Origin of the sequence: Micromonospora inositola (assembly GCF_900090285.1) — a bacterium.
Lineage (GTDB): Bacteria > Actinomycetota > Actinomycetes > Mycobacteriales > Micromonosporaceae > Micromonospora > Micromonospora inositola.
In genome coordinates, this window is record NZ_LT607754.1 from 4,824,721 (window position 1) to 4,842,741 (window position 18,021).

Genomic DNA, 18,021 nt, shown 5'->3' on the forward strand with positions numbered 1-18,021 from the left:
GGCCGATACGCGGCCTGCGGCGCTCATCCGTCACTGCCCTGGCTGGGCAGCGTCGGAGCCGGCACCACCGGGTCCCGCTGCCGCGCGCGCCGCCACAGCGATCCCTCGATCTCGGTGTGCGGCTCCTCGTCGCCGGGCTTCCACGGGTGCAGTCGGATGCTGACGAACCTGCCCAACGTGGGCGCCGGGAGGTGGAGTTCCGCGGCCATCCGCGGATGCGGCTGGTAGTGGCCGAAGATCACGATGCCTTCGGGTTGGAGTTTGCGGCGGGCGTCCCGTACTCGCTTGGCGCTGTCGACCTGCTGAGCGGCGGTGAGTACGGTCGCTCGGTTGATCAGCTCGCCGGTCAGCTCCTGGAATAGGTTCGTGACCGCCGTCTGCCCGTGTGTGGCGTAGGCGATGAGCTCGAGTTTTCTCGGGTCGCTGATGTGTAGAAGGGTGTTCTTGACCAGGTCCGCGCCTGGATGGATCCAGAGGATGCGGTCTCGGCCTCGATCGTTCAGCCGGCGCTTGCCGTCGCGTTGTCTGCCGAGCGGTCGGAGCACGTCCTCGCTGATGCGGACGAGGCCCGACGCCCAGCGGGCGGTGTACTCGTTCGCCCAGACCAGGAGGGCGATCTTGTCGCCCCGGCTGTACATCTCCTGAGGGATCTCCCAGTCGTACAGATTCAGTGACCACTTGCAGTCCACGTCGACGCCGGCGATCCGGTAGTCGAGGTCCTGGCCGTCGTCGAACCCGAACTCTCGCTGCAGCCAGATCTCGACGAGAGTGCCGACGTGCGTCTTCTCCGTCTTCAGCAGCTGGGTGTAGTCCCACCGCCCGGTGCGCTGGCCGTCGTAGATCTGGTCGAGCGCTTCCCGGATGGCGTATCCCGTCCGAACGCCGTCGGGATCGGCCGAGCGAATCGCCGCGTGGACCGCCTGGATCTCGGGATCCTCGGCTGGCGACGGCGGTCGGGCGTCGGTGCGGAACGCCGACGGCCCGGTCAGCATCCGCGGCCTGCCGACGGTCGACGGGCGGACCGGCAGGACCCTGCTGCGGTGGACGCGCAGCGTGCGCGGAAGTGCGGCCCAGACCGCATCGTCTTCGAACAGCTCACCCTGGACGCTCGACACGTGGGCAGGGTGTCAGAGCGGCGAACCGCCGGTCAATCACCTCGGTGCCGGATGCCGCTGCCGGAGCGGCGGGTCAGTTCAGATACTTCTTGAGGTGTTTCGCGATGGCCGCGGCCAGACCGGAGGGAACGGCGTTGCCGATCTGCTTGGCGATCTCCGTCTTGGATCCGCACCACTTGTAGTCCTTCGGGAAGTCCTGCAGCAGCGACGCCTCGTAGTGAGTGATGACCCGGTTCACGCGCCGCTCCGGGCGGTCCGGTTCCCATTGCGGGTGCAGGTACTGGCCCTTCTCCGGCTTGAAGAACTCGGTGCGGATCGTCAACGACGGCGCGTCCCAGCGCATACGGCCCATGACGTCGGTCGTGCCGGTCTTCTTCTCCCGCCAGCATCGCGACAGCAGGTGATCCGGCAGGTTGAACCGGCCGCCACCGGGAGGGATGTGGTCGTAGCGCGCGAGCGACATCGGGGTCGGCTGTCGCCCGAAGTGGATGTCGTATCCCGAGAAGTCGCCGCGAATGCTGTGTCCGAAGAACAAGCTGTCCTTCTGCGGAAGTTCGGTGGTCGTCGGGTGTTCGTCGACCCATCCGATCGCGTCGCGTACCGTCCTCCACGGCTTCAGGTCCCCGGAGGGAACCTTCGCGTGCGTCGGGTCGGGGAGCGGGATCCTGCCGATCCGGGACCCGATGACGATGGTGCGCGGTCGGCGTTGCGAGACGCCGTAGTCGGCCGCCAGCAGGACGCCGGGGGTGAGTTTGTAGCCTTTGAGGATGCCGTGGTCGGCCTCCTCCATCAACAACTCGAACTCGTTGGTGCGCGAGAACCGTTCGACGTTCTCGATCACGAAGACCTGCGGGTTCGCCTTGACGACGAAGCGTAGGTACTGCTTCCACAGTTTGTTGCGTGGGTCCTCGACCGACTTGGTGCCGAGGTTGGAGAAGCCCTGACATGGCGGCCCACCGATGATGACGTCCGCGTCGGGGATATCGTCATCCTTGATCTTCTCGATGTCCTCCCACCGGGTGTGCTCCTCGCCGAAGTTCGCGGCGTAGGTGGAGGCCGCGGCACGATCCCACTCGACCGAGAGAATCGGACGGAAGCCCTCATTATGGAAGCCGACGGTCATGCCGCCGCATCCGGCGAAGAGGTCGATCATGCTCAAGCGATCACTCACGTGCGACATGATAGTTCCCCTCCCGTCTGCGACACGCCAGCCGCGCGGGTGAGGTAGAACGCATGTCCGAAAGTTCCTGGGCGTCCTCGATCGGCGTCCGCAAGTCGATGCAGGCCAATACCGGTCGCGACACCAAGCCTGAGCTGGCGTTGCGGCGTGCCGTCCACGCACTGGGTCTGCGCTACTACGTCAACCGCCGGCCGATCAAGGCGGTGCGACGCACCGCTGACCTGCTGTTCCCGAAGCTCAAGCTGGCGGTGTTCCTCGACGGCTGCTTCTGGCATGGATGCCCCGAACATCACACGGTCGCCAAGACCAACGCGCCGTTCTGGGCGGAGAAGGTCGCCACGAATCGCCGCCGCGACGCCGACACGAACGAGCGGCTGGCCGCCCAGGGCTGGACCGTCATCCGGATCTGGGAGCACGAACCGGTCGCCGAGGCCGCGGCCCGGATCGCCGAGACGATCACCGCGATGCGCGGCACCTCTTCGCACCGTTGACATCGATTTCACTCCTAGGGCGGCGTGGCCTTCTGAGCCGCCACCGGTCCCGGCGACTTTCCGCGGCACCACGCTGCCGTCACGACATTCACCCTCTCAGGGCTCAGGAGGTCAAGCCGGAGATCGGACCCTGCGGAGGCGAGGATCGGTATCCGATCTGAGATCTGGAGGGAGACATGGAGCCACTGATAGGGGACTCGGAGCAGCGCGGCATGCTCCCGTCGCCGGCGCCGGTGACCCGCTTCCGGTAACGGGTAGCATCGATGGGCGTGCGTATCCGTTGACGAGGACACAGGACCCCGCCATCCCGGCGATGCGGGTCTGGGGGCGCTCCTGACGCCATGAGCATGTTCACGCCACGGCAAGCGATACGACGTTGAAAATGGGGTCAAGCTGCGAAACCTGTGTAAACAGGCGAGTAGCTTGACGGCCCTGTACACTGCTGTCGTGCATCAGAGAGCGAGGGTCACCGCGGCTGACATCGCCCGCCTCGCCGGCGTGGGGCGGGCGGCGGTCAGCAACTGGCGCAAGCGGTACGACGACTTCCCCGTACCGGTGGGTGGGACTGCTGCGTCCCCTCAGTTCGACCTCGAAGAGGTCGAGCAGTGGCTCGCTGGTCAGGGCAAGGCGCCCGCGGTCGCGGACGAGGACCGGCTCTGGCGCAATCTGCTGGCGGCAGCCGGCGACCCCGCCGAGGCGCTCGCCGCAGCCGGTGAGCACCTACTCGGCCGACGAGCTCTGCCGCGCGGTTTCCCGCGGCCGGGACTCGACGACCTCGCGAAGGTTCATGGGCCGGTGGCGACGTTCGACGAGTTGTGGGGTCGCTACGCCGCCCTACCCGCGCAACGTTCCGTGGTCACCCCCGACGATCTGGCCGACCTGATGGCCACGGTGGCGGGTGTCGCCGGAGGGGCCGTCTTCGATCCGGCCTGTGGTGCCGGTGGCATGCTGCGTGCCGCCGCCCGGGCCGGTGCCGCACACCTGTACGGGCAGGACGACGAACCGACCCTGACCCGCCTCGCCGACCTGTGGCTCGCCCTCAACGGCAGGACCGGCGAGATCTGCACCGGTGACTCCTTACGCGCAGACGCCTTCCCCGACCTCGCCGCGGACGCCGTCCTGTCGAACCTGCCGTTCGGCCAGACCAACTGGGGACACGAGGAGCTGGGCAACGCACCGTGGGAGTTCGGGCCGCCGCCGCGCACCGAACCGGAACTGGCCTGGGCACAGCACGCGATCGCCCACCTGAGACCGGGCGGGCGCGCCGTGCTGCTCATGCCGCCGTCAGTGGCGACGAGACGTGCGGGGCGCCGTATCCGCGCCAACATGTTGCGCCGAGGTGCCCTGCGCGCGGTGATCGCACTGCCGCCCGGCGCCGCACCACCGCACGCGGTGCCCTTGCACCTGTGGATCCTGCAGAAGGCGAACAGGGGGGCAGCGGAGGTGTTGCTGCTGGACACCACCGACTGCGATCTCGACGCGGCCTATCGGAGCATCGCTGACATCGTCACGGCGTTCCTTAGCTCCGAAGACCGTTCGGAATCCGTCGAAGCGCACACGGTCCCCGTGCTCGACCTGCTCGACGAGGAGGTCGACCTGTCACCCGGGCGTCGCCACCTCGACGATGCCGACCTCGCCGACATCGGATCGCGACTGGCCGATGCCAACCGGCGTCTGACGGATTCCGCCGCACGGATGCCCGGCCTGCTGTCCGACCTGGTGGACGGCCCGGCCGAGGCCGGTGTCTCCCCGTTCACCGTCGGCGACCTGCTCCGCAGCAGATCGCTACAGATCCTCGGACCCGTCCGTGGTGGTGAGGGGCAGCAGGCTGAGGGACTGACCCTCACCGTGCAGGACCTGATGGTCGGCCGGCCCGCCTCGGGAACGGCCGACGATCGACTCACCCCGCGGATCGCCCTGCAGCCGGGGGACGTGGTGGTGTCCGTCAGCGAACGACGACTCGCCGCCCGGGTCAACACCGAGTCGGGTCCGCTGCTCGGCAGACACCTCTGGCTGCTACGTCCGGACCCGCAGGCCCTCGACTCCTGGTTCCTCGCCGGCCACCTGCTCACGACGGTTAACCAGAGACTGGCCGGAAGCCTTTTGGGCACGTCGCGTTTCGATGTGCGCCGGATACAGCTGCCGAGGGCGGCGATCGGCGAGCAGCGGCGACAGGGCGAGGTCTTCCGCCGTCTGAACGAGTTGACCGAGACGATCCGTGAGGCCGCGGCGCTGGGCGCCGACATCACGCGGCTCACGGCGGACGGTCTGGCCTCGGGCAGGTTGCAGCCGACCTGAGAGGTGTGCCACCGAACCTCGTCCTCGCGGCGTCTCCGTTGCGAGGACGGGTCAGCCGCGTGCGCCACGCGCGGGTGGCACGTAGCGGCGTACGGGTGCACGCACGAGCATCAACGCGTCGACGGTGGCTATGACCTGTTCGTCGTCGACGTGTGCCGCATCGCGCAGGTCCGCGAGCAGCCCCGTCAGGATCGCTTCGGCCCCAGCCCTGTCGCCCGCGCCCGCCTGCATGATCGCCAGCTCGCGTGTGGCGGTCGCCCGTTCGGAACGCGTCGACGCCTGCCCGCCGAGATCTTCTGCGACGGTGGCGTACAGGTCGGCGGCCGTCGTGACGTCACCGGCGCGGGCGTGCAGGCGGGCCAGCGTCAGACGTAGGGAGACGACCGCGGGGTGGTCCTCAGGCAGCCGGCGGGTCATGACGGTGAGCGCGTCGTTGCAGGCGCGTAGGGCGTCGCCGGTCTCACCGGCCTCGACGAGCAGGTTCGCGAGATCACGGCGGACGTCCATGAGGGCGTCTTCGGGTGCGTGGGGGTCGTCGAGGACGGTGCGCAGCAGATCGACCGCTCGGCCGGGTCGGCCCTGCTCGGCGTGCTCGGCGGCGGAGGCGCGTATCCGTCGCAACGCCGCCGGGGTCCACTCGGGGTGTCCGGTCTGACCGCGGCGGGAGGCCCCGCCGGTCAGGCCGGTTGTGGTCTCGACGTATCCCTCGGGTGTCGTGGCCGTCACGAAGCCGGGCAGTGGTGACGGACGGCGCAGCAGGGGTGTCAGGGGCGCGAGGACGTCGGTGGCGTCCTTGGGTCGGTCTTGAGGGCGGTTGTGGGTGAGCAAGGCGGCCAGCTCCCACAGGTCGTCGTCGGCGGGTGTCTGCTCGAGCAGCTCCTCGAGGATGCGTCCGACGGCGTAGAGGTCGGTGCGGGACGACGCGATGCCCAGGTCACACTCGGGTGCCCGATAGCGCCAGTCGCCGGTCACCACTCCGGGTGGGGTCAGGTGGGTCGAGCTGCTGTCGGTGACGATGGCCAACCCGAAGTCCACGACCTTCACGGTGCCGTCGGCGCACAGCAGCACGTTGTCCGGCTTCAGGTCGCGGTGTACGAGCGACAACTCGTGCGCGCGGGCCAGCACGGCACAGATCTGCGCGATGACGTATACCGTCCAGTCTCGGGGGACCGGCTGCACCTCGTCGATCAGATTGCGTAGCGTCGCACCCTCCACGTACTCCATCACGAGGAACGGTCGGCCGTCGTCCTCTCCGGTGTCGAACACCGCAGGCGTTCCGGGGTGCCGCATCCTGGCCAGCAGCCTCGCCTCGCGGCGGAAGCGGCGCACGAGTTCGGTGCGCTGGTCGTCGTCGGCCAGGTCTGCACGCATCAGTTTGACCGCGACCTCGCGGTCGAGGGACAGGTCGTAGGCCCGGTAGAGGTCGCCCATGCCGCCCCGCAGAGGGGGGCCCGACAACTCGTAGCGCTGCCCGATCGTCTGCGGGCTCGTCGACGTTGTCCTCGCTGCACCGGATGTCGTGACGCTCATGCGCCGGTGACCTGACGGTGGGTCAGGAACGGGCTCGGCGTGGCGTGCCACGAGATCACCAGGTCGTCCCGGGCGCGGGTCGCGGCCACGAACAGCAGGGAGCGGTAGCGCTGCCGTTCCCGCTGGTAGCGGGTGGGGTCCGACTCCCGGAAGCCGTTGATGCGCTGGTGCGGGACCAGCCCTTCACGGACCCCGGCGATGATCATCCGGCGATACTCCAGACCTTTGAACCGGTGCATGGTGCCCAGGTGCACTCCGCCGGTTCGAACGGGACCGTCCGAGCCGACCTCGACGACGTCGACGCCGTCGGCGCTCAGGCGGGCCGCCAGATCGGCGGCCAGATCGTGGGTGGGTACGCAGATGGCGACGGAGCCGTCGGACTCGTCGCCCCAGGCCTTGAGCTGCCGCCGAATCAGGTCCATCTCCTGCGGCCAGTCGGCGGCTCGGCGCAGAGCCGGGTGTCCGCCGCTGAGCAGGGAGCGGTAGCCGTCGAGTGTGTCGGTCGCGCCGTTCATGTCGTCGTACCGTTCGCCGCTCATCAGCTCCAGAGCGGTGGCGAGGATCTGGCGGGTCGTGCGGTAGTTGAGGGTGAGCCGGTGTGAGCGGCCGCGGATGTCGATGCCCAACCGGGACAGACTGACCCGGTTGTCGTAGATGCGTTGGTGGGTGTCGCCGACGACGAACAAGTCGTCGGGTCCGGCCGGTGCCATGCACCGCAGCAGACGCCAGTGCGCCGTGCTGAGGTCCTGGGCCTCGTCGACGACGATATGGCGGTAGCGGGCGGCCGTGCCGGGCCGTCGCGTGCGTGCCTGCTCGGCGCGGGCGGCGTGGACGGCGATCTGCGCATGCGTCCAGACGCCTTGTTCGGCGGTCCACTCCTCGAAGCGTCGGCACAGCTCCCAGATCCTGGCCCGGTCCGGCCGGCTCAGCGGGCGTCCGCGTCCCGGCCGGCGTGCGGTGGCGTACTCATCGCCACTGTCGAGCATCTGCCCGAGCACGACCTGGGTCCACTCGGCGGACAGGAACTCCGGCGTCCAGTCGGAATCCTCCCGGCCGAGGAAAGCCCGCCAGTAGTCGGTGATGCGATGGTCGTCGACGAGGGTGCGGCCGGCGTCGTCCGGCGACTGGGTCGCGATCCTCCTCGCGAGCCGGTCGATGTTGATCACGTCGACGTGCTGCAGCGCCTCGACGCCGGCCAGGGATTCGAGGCGGCTGCGGAGATCGACGGCGAGGTTTCGGCTGAAGGTGGTCAGCAGGATCCGACCGTCGCCCGGCTTGAGCCCGGCGGCCAGGTGTGCGACCCGGTGCAGGGCCACGATCGTCTTGCCGGTGCCGGGCCCGCCACTGACGCGGGTCGGTCCGCTGGTCGCCCGGTCGACGAGCCTGCGCTGGGTCGGGTGCAGGAACACCTGCCACGACTCGAACGACTCCGACAGGACGGCCTGCAATGCCTTGTCGTCGGAGGTCACCTGGGTGGCGGGGCGCACCAGCGCGGCGGCGAGGTCGTCGGGGTCGACCTGCTCGGTGACGCGCACGGGTTCGGTGATCAGCCGTCGCACGTCCTCGACGTGCATGCCGTCGTAGAGCGAGAGCAGCACGTCCGCGGTCAGTTGCGGTGCGCCCTCGACGAGCTCCAACAGTTCGTCCTCGGTGCGCAGGGAGCGGATCCGTGGCAGCAGTGGTTCGGCGACGCCGAGGTCCAGCAGCACGGTGTCGGCGTGGTCGTCGAACAGTGGGGGCGCCTCGGGCGGCAGGACGTCGACGAGCACGGTGTCGGGAACGGGTTCGAGGTCGACCACCTCGAGGGCGCCGGTGACCCGGTTGACCCGGTAGGCGTAACGGTCCAGCTCCTCGTAGACCTCGCCGCGGTGTTTGACGTCGACCAGCAGATACTCGCGGTCGGCGATGTGCAGCAGGATCGCGCGCAGGTCGGCGTTGACCCGGGCCGACCACAACCGGTCGCCGCCCTTGAGCTGTTTGAGCCGCAGTCCGGGGTTCTCGGGGTTGGAACGGAACTTGTGCTGGAACTCGTAGACGGCGCCGACGTCGGCCCGGGAGAGTTTGAGGATCTCCTTCTCTGCGCTCTGCAGCACGCGCAGTCGTCCCCCTGTGGTCATGGGCTGCTCCTTCGACGGCGTGGGCGGACCGTGGTGCACGGTCGTGCGAGGTGCTCGCACGGACGTGCCGGTGATGACGAGTTCGGTGGGTCCCTCCGGCCACGGGTCGGTCTCGTCGGTGACGGCGACGGACCGAAGCGACTCGGGAAGCGGTTCGGCGGGCGTATGGTCCTGCAGTCGGCGACGTACGGCGGCGAACCCGCCGGGGTGGGCCTCGACGATGCGGGAGAACTCGGCGATGAGGTCGGCGACGCCGGGGCGGGCGCCGGGATGGTGCGCCAGCATGGCGGTCAGCAGGGGGTCGAGGTCGCGGGGCACCCCGGTCAGGTCGGGGCTGTGGGCGGGGTCGGTGATCCAGCCGGTGAGCACGAGGGGGGTGGCCTGCGGGTAGGGGTGGCGCCGGGTGCTCGCGTACAGCAGCGTGGCGCCGAGGGCGTAGACGTCGACCGCCTCGGTCAGCTCGGTCTCGCCGACCGCCTGTTCAGGGGGCATGTAGGCGACGGTGCCGACCGCGTGACCGAGCTGCGTCAGACGGTCGTCGCGCTCACGCAGGACCGCCAGGCCGAGGTCGATGATTCGGGGTGAGTCGGGACCCAGCATGACATTGCTGGGTTTGAGGTCCCGGTGCAGCAGTCCGGCGCCGTGGATGGTCTCCAGACCCTCGGCGAGCATCGCGCCGAGGGCGGCGGTGGCCGCGCCGTCGAGCACGCCGTTGTCCGCGACGTACCGACGCAGTGTCGAGCCGGGCACGTACTCCACCGCCAGCCACGGGTTGTCCCGGTTCAGTTCGCAACCGCGGTAGTGCGCGACCCGTAGACCCTGGGCGCGGCGCAGGTGCGCGATCTCGGCGCGGAAGCGGCGCAGGACGGTGTCGTCGTCGAGCAGGTGGGACTGGATGACCTTGACGGCGACCAGCTCCGCGGTGCGTGATCGACCGAGGTAGACCTTCCCCATGCCGCCCGCGCCCAACTCGGCGAGGATCTCGTATCGCCGGTTACGGCCGATCCAGCGCGGGTCCCGGCTCGTCAGTGCTCGCACTCGGTTCCTCGCCCCCCGTCGACCGACCGCTCATCGAGCGTCTGCGGTTCGCCGCTCGGTGAGGTTCCCGCCGAGCAGTCTCCTGTATCCGTCGTTGGCGAGGACACCGCCCCGCTACAGGTCGTGTGCGGGGCATGGCGCACTCCCCCCGCGCGGCGAGCGGCCACGCCGGCCTCCGGACCCCGGATGCCCGAGGTGGTTGCATCCCCCGGTCCCTCGGGACGGTTGTCACGGTGAGACGATACGGCGGCCTCGCTCGCGAGATCGAGGTCCTCCTGTGCAGGTCGCGGGCTTCTGGGGGTCTTACAGCGGGGTGGCCGGTCCTCACGGCTGGCGGGAGTGGCGCCGCTGCGAGATGCTCGGTGAGGCATGCGCCGGCCCCCGCTTGTCAGTTCGGGCCAGTGGGGCCTGGACCGCATCGTGCGCCTCCTCGGTGGACTGCCACCGCCATACTAGCGGTGTTTACACACGCGGCCCGAAATTCTTCTGTTGACTTGGTTCACAGCCGGGTTTAAAGTGAGCGCCAGCCGCGACGGAAGGCGGTCCTCCCACCCGGTCGAGCCGCTGAAACGACACGGGGCGCACTCGCCTGCCGGTCGAGCGGAGCGTGTCGGTGCGAAGGACGAGAGGTCAGTCTGACCGCGGCGTGGTCGGGCGAACAAGCACGCAGCTCCGACCGGGCCGGCCGAGACCGCGCGCCCGGGGCGGGGCACTCGAGGCACGGTGGGGAGCTGGTGTGGGCGGACTCATAGACGACGTGGGGCATCCGGTGAGCGCGGGCCGAGCCGGTGAGGATCAGGCGACCACAGAGCAGCGGCAGGTCGTTGACCAGCCGTGGGACGCCCGCACGCTGGTGATCGCCCCCGCGGGCACCGGCAAGACGTTCACGCTGGTCCAGCGTCTGGACCGGCTGTCGGCGCTGGGTCTCGACGCCGACGAGGTGTTGGTGCTGTCGTTCTCCCGCGCCGCCGTGCAGGAGTTGGAGCGGCGCTCCAGCCGATCCACCGGCGCAGGCCGTTTCGTCAAACCCCGCACCTTCGACGCCTGGGCGTTGGAGCTGTTGACTCAGACCTACGCAGGGGAGTGGCAGCTGCTCGGCTTCGACGAGCGGATCCGCACGGCGACCGAGGCGATCCTCGCCGGGGACGCCGAGGAGTTCCTCGACGGTCTGCGGCACGTGATGCTCGACGAGGTCCAGGACCTGGTGGGCGACCGCCGACGACTCGTGCAGGCGCTGCTCGAGGCCCTGGACACCGGTTTCACCGCCGTCGGTGATCCCGCCCAGGCCGTCTACGACTTCCAGTCCCGCGGCGGGCGCGACACCGGTGACGTCTTCTCGTGGCTGCGGGGCCGCTACCGAGACGACCTGGTCGAGCTGTCGCTGACCCGCGACTTCCGGGCCGTGACCCCGCGCCCGGCGGGACTGCTCGCGTGCGGGGAGGCGCTGCGGTCACAGACCGGGATCGTGGACCCCCGGCAGATCGCCTCGTCCATGCGGCGCGAGCTGCTCGACGTGCAGACGGCCGGGGCGTTGCAGGACATCGTCACCGGTTTCTCCTATCTTGACGGGGACTGCGCGGTGCTGTGCCGCGACAACGGTCAGGCACTGGAGGTCTCCGCGGTCCTGCACGCCGCCGGTGTCGCGCACCAGCTGCAGCGCCGATCCGGCGACGACCTCAACCCCCGCTGGTTGCTGGAGCTGTTCGGTAGCGGGTCCGCGCTCAGCGTCACCCACGACGAGTTCCTCGCCGCCTGCGGTCTGGACGCCGACACCGCGGAGTCGGCCTGGCAGGCCCTGCGGGCGCTCGGGCGCGGTCGTGACCGCATCGATCTGGCCCGGTTGCGTGCCCTGATCGCCGCACGCGGCATCGGTCGCCTGCGGCTGCCCGCACCGGCGGTCGCGGTGACGGTATCCTCGCTGCACCGGGCGAAGGGTCTGGAGTTCGACCGGGTGTTCCTGCTCGACAGCGACCCCCGCGACGACGAGGACCCGCTGGAGCAGGCCCGGCTGACGTACATGGCCATGACCCGGTCGCGTAGGGAACTGTTCCGGCTCGAGGCGCTGCCCGCCCGGGGACGGGTGTACCGCAGGAAGTCCGCAGAGTCCGGGCGGTGGGGGCTGGCTATGCACGGCCGCACCGTGAGTCGGCGTCCCTTCCTGGGGATGGCCGTCGAAGGGCAGGACGTCGACCACGAGTTCCCGGCCGGTGTGCGCGGCTTCAGCGACGACCCCGCCGCCCTGCAGCGGTACCTGGCCGACGTGGTCCGGCCGGGCGACGAGGTGCGGATGGCGGTGCTCGCCCGCGACGTCGACGACTGCCCCGTACCGCTGTACGGCGCCGAACACCGGGGCCGCTTCATCGCCGTCATGTCGCGGGCGTTCCGAGAGGCGATGGGCAGGCATCTGGGCGGCCGCACGGCCGGGGACCGTCGGAGCTGGCCGGCGACGATCACCGACTGCCGTGTCGAGGCGGTCGAGGTGGCCGCGGGCAGTACCGCGGCGGGCGCCCGTGCGGGTCTGGGCGAGCATGGGGTCTGGCTGGCTCCGCGGATCAGCGGCCTGAGCCGTTTCCACTACGAGAAGGCAGAAGGGTGAATCGCCGGTGAGCGGTTTCGACGAACACTACGGGTTCCGTGACGAACTGACCCGACGACTCGTGCTGGACCTGCTCGGGCCCGCAGACGGCGACGAGGAGATCCTGACCGATCCACCGGTCAACAGCTACCTGACCGGGGTGCTGTTCCCGCAGCGCGACATCGAACTGCGGATCGAGGACGTGGCCGAGTCGGACGTGGACCTGGCCTCCGCCCGGCTCGACACCGACGAACGACCCGACACCGGCGTGTCGATGGCCAACGTGCAGAGCCCGTCCTCGATGGGGCTGACGTTCGTGGCGGACCCCCGCGCCGGCGGCCTCGAGGTGCGGGTCGCCGCCGGTGTGTACGAGCCGATCGACGAGGCGGGGCGCCCGGCCGAGGCGCAGTCGGAGGCGGCGCGCTCCACCGAGGAGTCGGACGTGCGGTGGCGCCGGCACGGCGTGTCGGTGCCGGCGATCCCGCTGGACCCGACCCGGACCGGCGCCGACACGGTGCAGGCGGCGCCCGGGCTCGAGGTGCGCACCCTGGTGCGGCCCGCCGACGAGCGAGGCTTCGTGACCGTCACCGTCACCCTCGTCGACGTCCACGTCGCCGCCGGGGCGATGCGCGACCCGTACTGCTTCTTCCAATGCGAGCTGGCGGTGGCCTCGCAGGGCACCGTACCGGCGATCATCCAACAGTCGGCGCCGGTCGTCGGCGACGACCAGGAGACGCTGCTGGCCGAACTGCTCTACCGGCACGCCCCGTCGTTCGCCACCGGACACGGCTGCGCGGGCGAATGGAGCGATCCCGTCGAGCCGGACGGCGCCGGCCTGCCCCGGCGGGTGGCCGAGGTGCGCTCGTCGTTCGTGCCGTCGTTCGACGTGCTGCTGTCGGAGTCCAACAGCGGCATCGACGCCTCCGGCCTCGGCATGTGGGCGCTGGCCACCGGCGACCGTGACGACGTCGTCGGCCGGCTGCGGACGCTGCTGTCCGGATACGGGGAGTGGGTTCGGGACCTGCAGGACCGGGCCGCGGCGTTGGCCGACACGCCCCACGGCGGCGTCGCCGCCGAGCAGGCGCGGCTGTGCGCCACGGCGCACGACCGGATGGTGGCGGGCATCGACCTGCTCGCCCGCGACGCGCAGGTGCTGCGAGCCTTCCAGCTGGCCAACCGGGCCATGGCGCTGCAACGCGCCCGCACGCTGCACCTGCGCGACCGGACCGCGGCCCTGGACCTGACGGCCGGGCGGTGGTATCCGTTCCAACTCGGCTTCATCCTGCTGTGCCTACAGGGGATCGCCGATCCCGACCACGAGGACCGGCAGGTCGCCGATCTGCTGTGGTTCCCCACGGGTGGCGGCAAGACCGAGGCGTATCTGGGGCTGGTCGCCTTCACCGTCTTCCTGCGCCGCCTGCGCCGGGGCGACGGTGGCGCCGGGGTGACCGTCCTGATGCGCTACACGCTGCGGCTGCTCACCCTGCAGCAGTTCGAGCGCGCCGCGACGCTGATCTGCGCGATGGACCGGATCAGACACGACGAGCCGGACCTGGGCGCCGAGGAGGTGTCGATCGGCATGTGGGTGGGCGCCAGCGCCACCCCGAACGACCTCGACGACGCCGAGGCGGCGCTGCGCAAGCTGCGCAACCAGGAGACCCTGCGCGAGAAGAACCCGGTCCAGCTGCGGCGCTGCCCCTGGTGCGGGATCGAGATCGACGCGGTCCACTACCGGGTCGATCGCCGCATCACCAGGATGGTCGTCGCGTGCGGTAACGACGAGTGCGAGTTCGGCGACGGTCTGCCGGTGCACCTGGTCGACGAGGCGGTGTACGCGTACCGCCCGACGCTGATCATCGCCACGGTGGACAAGTTCGCCCAGATGGCGTGGAAGCCGGAGCCGGCGGCGTTGTTCAACCGGGTCGGCGCGCCGGCGGACACACCGCCTCCGGAGCTGATCATCCAGGACGAGCTGCACCTGATCTCGGGTCCGCTGGGAACCCTGGTCGGGTTGTACGAGTCCGCTCTCGACATCGCCTGCGACCGGCCCAAGGTGGTCGCGTCGACGGCGACGATCCGGCGGGCCCGGGAACAGGGCAAGGCGCTTTTCGACCGGGACGTGCACCAGTTCCCGCCGTCCGGGCTCGACGCCCGTGACTCGTGGTTCGCGGTGCAGGCGCCGGCGGACCGTAAGCCGACGCGTCGCTACGTCGGCCTGTTCGCGCCGGGAACCAGCCAGGCGACGCTGCTGGTACGGGCGTACGCCGCCCTGCTGCATCACGCCGCGCAGATCGACGCCAAGGACGAGGTCCGGGACGCCTACTGGACGCTGGTCGGCTACTTCAACAGTCTGCGCCTGTTGGCGGCTGCGGAACTGCAGGTCAACGACGACGTGGTGCTGCGGTTGCAGCGCCTGGCCGGAGAGGGCGAGGGCGAGCCGCGTGAGGTGGAGACCCGCGAGTTGACCAGCCGGGCCAACGCAAGCGAGATCCCGCGCCTGCTGCGCCAGCTCGACGTGCCGTACGGGCAGCCCGATGCGCTGGACGTCATGCTGGCCACGAACATGATCTCGGTCGGGGTGGACGTGGACCGTCTCGGACTCATGGCGGTCACCGGTCAGCCGCAGACGACCGCCGAGTACATCCAGGCCACCAGCCGGGTGGGGCGCAAGCACCCCGGGATCGTGGTGATGCTCTACAACGCCGCACGTTCGCGCGACCGTTCGCACTACGAGAACTTCCGCTCGTATCACTCGGCGCTGTACCGGCAGGTGGAGTCGACCAGCGTCACGCCGTTCTCCGCCCGTGCCCGGGACCGGGCGCTGCACGCGGCGCTGATCAGCGCCGTGCGCATGACGGTCGCGGACGCCCGTGACAACGACGCCGCCGGGAACCTGGACATGTTCGAGGCCGATCTGAGGGACCTGGCCGACCGGATCCTGGAGCGGGTGCGCCGGGTCGCTCCCGACGAGGTGCAGGCGACCGCCGAACACCTCGACGACATCATCCGACGCTGGGTCGGGATGGTCGACTGGAACAGCGGCTTGAAGTACCGGGTCAACAGGAGTCCGAACGACCCCAGAGCCCGCCCGGAGAACTCGGCGCTGCTGTGCACCTTCGAGGACGACGACCTGCCGCTTTCCTTCGAGACGATGAACAGTCTCCGCGACGTCGACGTGGAGACCAGCCTGTTCCCACGAGAGGGGCGATAAGCATGCCCGTACGCAGGCCGCAGCGGCCGACGCGGAGCGCACCGGCCAGAAAGCCGACGATCGGTAAGGCCCGTCGCGCCCAGATGATCACCACGTACGGCGTCGGATCGATGATCGCGATCGACGAGGCCTCCTACATCGTGCTGGGCCTGGACAGCTGGCGGATCAACAATCGGGAGGAGACTAGCGAGCCGCGGCTGCAGCGTGCTTTGCGCGTCGACAAGCTCTACCTGCCGCCGGCGGAGAGCGAAGACTACGGTGCGGGCCTCAAGCGGTTCCCGGAGTTCTACACCTGTCACGAGTGCCGGCTGCTGCAGCCCTACGGGGGCTTCGGCGGCCGCGGCTCGACGTGCGCCTGCGGCGGCTCGCTCATCCCCAGCCGATTCGTGCTGGCCTGCGACGACGGGCATCTGGAGGACTTCCCCTACCGCAAGTGGGTGCACCGCGGATCTCCGGACGGTGCCGTGTCGTGCATGCGGGACCTCAAGATGGTGACCACGGGACGCACGGCGAGCCTGCGGTCCATCCAGATCGAGTGCGGGTGCGGCCGCAAGGCGTCGATGGAGGGCGCGTTCCGGCGCAGCGAGCTGCGCAGACTGGGGATCCGCTGCTCGGGGGCGCGTCCGTGGCTGCGCGACGCGGGCAAGGTGGACTGCGCCCGACCGCCGCGGACCCTGCAACGCGGTTCCTCGGCGGCGTGGTTCGGCATGGTGCGTTCCTCGTTGGCGATCCCCCCGTGGTCGGAGAAGGTGCAGACGGCCATCGACCGCTATTACACGATGTGGCGCACGTCCAGCGATGAGGTCATCGCCCAGCAGGCGGAGGCCGTCGGCATCCTGAAGAGGGGCATCACCGGCACGCAGGTCGTCGACGCCGTGCGCAAGCGGGCGCGCTTCGAGGAGGAGGGGACCACCGCGGAGCCGGGCGACCTGGACGCCGAACTGCGCGCCGAGGAGTACGAGCAGCTGTGCACCGGCACCAGTGGTGACGAGGAGTACGACGACTTCGAGTGCCGCCCCGTCGAGGGTGATCCGCCGATGCCGCAGATCGGTCAGGTGATGAAGGTGACCCGGCTGCGGGAGGTGCGCGTGCTGCAGTCGTTCACCAGAGTGGAGCCGCCGAGCGCGGCGGACGCGGCCACCCGACACGCCGCGTTGACCGTGGGCGACCCGGAGTGGCTGCCGGCGATGGAGGTCATCGGGGAGGGCGTCTTCCTGCGGATCAGCGAGCCGCTGTTGCGGGAATGGGAGCAGCGTGAGGCCGTCGTCGACCGTGCCGGGCTGCTCATCGCCAACCACGCCGCCCTGCTTCGCCGGCGGGCGGAGGCCGCTGGTCGTCCCGCCCCGCCGACCCGGCTGACGGCGCGGGCGATCCTGCTGCACACCTTGGCGCACCTGCTGATCAACGAGTGGAGTCTGGACTCCGGATACTCTGCGTCGGCGATGCGCGAGCGGCTGTACACCGACGGTGAGACGGCCGGTCTGCTCATCTACACCGCCACCAGCGACTCCGCCGGCAGCCTCGGCGGCATCGTCCGCCAGGCGGACCCGGACCGTCTGGCCCGCACGCTGCGCTCGGCGCTGCGACGGGCTCAATGGTGCTCGGCGGACCCGCTGTGCATGGAGTCGGAGACCGGAGGGGCCGACAGCCTCAACCTCGCCGCCTGTCACGTGTGCAGCCTGCTGCCGGAGACCAGCTGCGAGCACAACAACACACTGTTGGACCGGGGTCTGCTGATCGGCTGGCCGACGCATCCCGACGGCGGGTTCTTCAGCGTCCGCTGACACGGTGAGAGGAAGGGGGAGGCTGTGTCGAGGAAGGCCGCGGTGTCGAGGAAGAACGTCGCCGATCACCTGGACGTGTTGGAACGCCGGCTGAGGGAGGCGCTGGACCTGGTACACCGGGCCCAGCGAACCGAGCAGACGGCCACCGGATGGTTGACGACCTCCGCGGACATCGGGCGTCTGGTCGCAGGCGAACGTGACGCCTTGAGCGGCGTTCGCCAGGAACTGCTGGGCGGGGCGCGCACGGCCGTCCTGGCGTACCTGCGGCAACGGGTCGGCCACGCGGTCACGGCGGGCGAGCTGGAGGGTGTCTCCGGGATCGAGGAGTGGACGCGTCGTATCCGCGAACTGCGTGACCTCGGCTGGGACATCGAGGCGCTCGGCAGCGGGCCGGGGCGTTCCTACCGGCTCAGAGCCGACCAGCTGGACCGGTCGGTCGTCGACGACGACGCGCTGATCGCGCAGATCAGGGGTGGAAACCCCAAGGACCGCCTCATCGAATACCTCTTCCACGTCGCGCCCTGGCCGGTCGCCGCAGCCCGACTGGAACGCGTGGCGAGGTCGGCGGGGTGGCGCACCGACCTGCAGACGTTGATCGACGAGGGCTGGCTGATCCACAGCCACGAGGACGACCCGGAGATCCCCCCGGGCTTCTACCGGCTCGCCCGCCTGGAGGACTGAG

10 protein-coding genes are annotated in these 18,021 nt (G+C 70.0%); 6 read left to right on the forward strand and 4 right to left on the reverse strand.

Annotation, left to right across the window (positions count from 1 at the left end):
* Positions 1-23 precede the first annotated feature (23 nt).
* Positions 24-1,115, reverse strand: coding sequence for a NaeI family type II restriction endonuclease (locus GA0070613_RS22980; protein ID WP_089014182.1), 1,092 nt, complete (start codon positions 1,113-1,115; stop codon positions 24-26).
* Positions 1,116-1,188: 73 nt separating this feature from the next.
* Positions 1,189-2,268, reverse strand: a complete 1,080-nt coding sequence (locus GA0070613_RS22985; RefSeq protein WP_231929394.1) for a DNA cytosine methyltransferase — start codon at positions 2,266-2,268, stop codon at positions 1,189-1,191.
* Positions 2,269-2,348: 80 nt separating this feature from the next.
* Between GA0070613_RS22985 and GA0070613_RS22990 the strand changes: the two genes are divergently transcribed.
* Positions 2,349-2,786 carry a very short patch repair endonuclease gene (locus tag GA0070613_RS22990; RefSeq protein ID WP_197698959.1) on the forward strand — a complete coding sequence of 146 codons (438 nt, stop codon included), beginning with the start codon at positions 2,349-2,351 and terminating at the stop codon, positions 2,784-2,786.
* Positions 2,787-3,284: 498 nt separating this feature from the next.
* On the forward strand, positions 3,285-5,084 hold the full coding sequence (locus tag GA0070613_RS22995; RefSeq protein WP_231929396.1) for an HsdM family class I SAM-dependent methyltransferase: 1,800 nt from the start codon (positions 3,285-3,287) through the stop codon (positions 5,082-5,084).
* 51 nt (positions 5,085-5,135) lie between these two features.
* Here the strand turns inward: GA0070613_RS22995 and GA0070613_RS23000 are convergent, their stop codons facing one another.
* Positions 5,136-6,665 (reverse strand): serine/threonine-protein kinase, encoded by a 1,530-nt coding sequence (locus GA0070613_RS23000; protein ID WP_157746462.1) that lies wholly within the window; start codon positions 6,663-6,665, stop codon positions 5,136-5,138.
* On the reverse strand, positions 6,611-9,769 hold the full coding sequence (locus GA0070613_RS23005; protein ID WP_089014186.1) for a protein kinase domain-containing protein: 3,159 nt from the start codon (positions 9,767-9,769) through the stop codon (positions 6,611-6,613). The genes GA0070613_RS23000 and GA0070613_RS23005 overlap by 55 nt, the downstream gene beginning before the upstream one ends.
* Positions 9,770-10,538: 769 nt before the next feature.
* Here GA0070613_RS23005 and GA0070613_RS23010 point away from each other — a divergent pair.
* Genes GA0070613_RS23010 through GA0070613_RS23025 form a run of 4 tightly spaced genes read left to right on the forward strand, consistent with a single transcriptional unit; the run spans position 10,539 to position 18,020 of the window.
* On the forward strand, positions 10,539-12,365 hold the full coding sequence (locus GA0070613_RS23010) for a UvrD-helicase domain-containing protein (protein WP_172875881.1): 1,827 nt from the start codon (positions 10,539-10,541) through the stop codon (positions 12,363-12,365).
* 7 nt (positions 12,366-12,372) lie between these two features.
* Positions 12,373-15,555: a helicase-related protein gene (locus tag GA0070613_RS23015; protein WP_089014188.1), complete on the forward strand. Its 3,183-nt coding sequence runs from the start codon at positions 12,373-12,375 to the stop codon at positions 15,553-15,555.
* A 2-nt stretch (positions 15,556-15,557) separates the two neighbouring features.
* Complete coding sequence (gene drmB, locus GA0070613_RS23020) at positions 15,558-17,339, forward strand: DUF1998 domain-containing protein (RefSeq protein ID WP_089014189.1); 1,782 nt, start codon at positions 15,558-15,560, stop codon at positions 17,337-17,339.
* 42 nt (positions 17,340-17,381) lie between these two features.
* Positions 17,382-18,020, forward strand: a complete 639-nt coding sequence (locus GA0070613_RS23025; RefSeq protein WP_089014190.1) for a hypothetical protein — start codon at positions 17,382-17,384, stop codon at positions 18,018-18,020.
* Position 18,021 lies beyond the last annotated feature (1 nt).

What these genes read in the sequence shown, in the direction of transcription:
- GA0070613_RS22990 (WP_197698959.1), top strand. Translation starts at nt 2,349, where the DNA reads ATGTCCGAAAGTTCCTGGGCGTCCTCGATCGGCGTCCGCAAGTCGATG.
- drmB (WP_089014189.1), top strand. Translation starts at nt 15,558, where the DNA reads ATGCCCGTACGCAGGCCGCAGCGGCCGACGCGGAGCGCACCGGCCAGA.
- GA0070613_RS22985 (WP_231929394.1), bottom strand. Translation starts at nt 2,268, where the DNA reads ATGATCGACCTCTTCGCCGGATGCGGCGGCATGACCGTCGGCTTCCAT.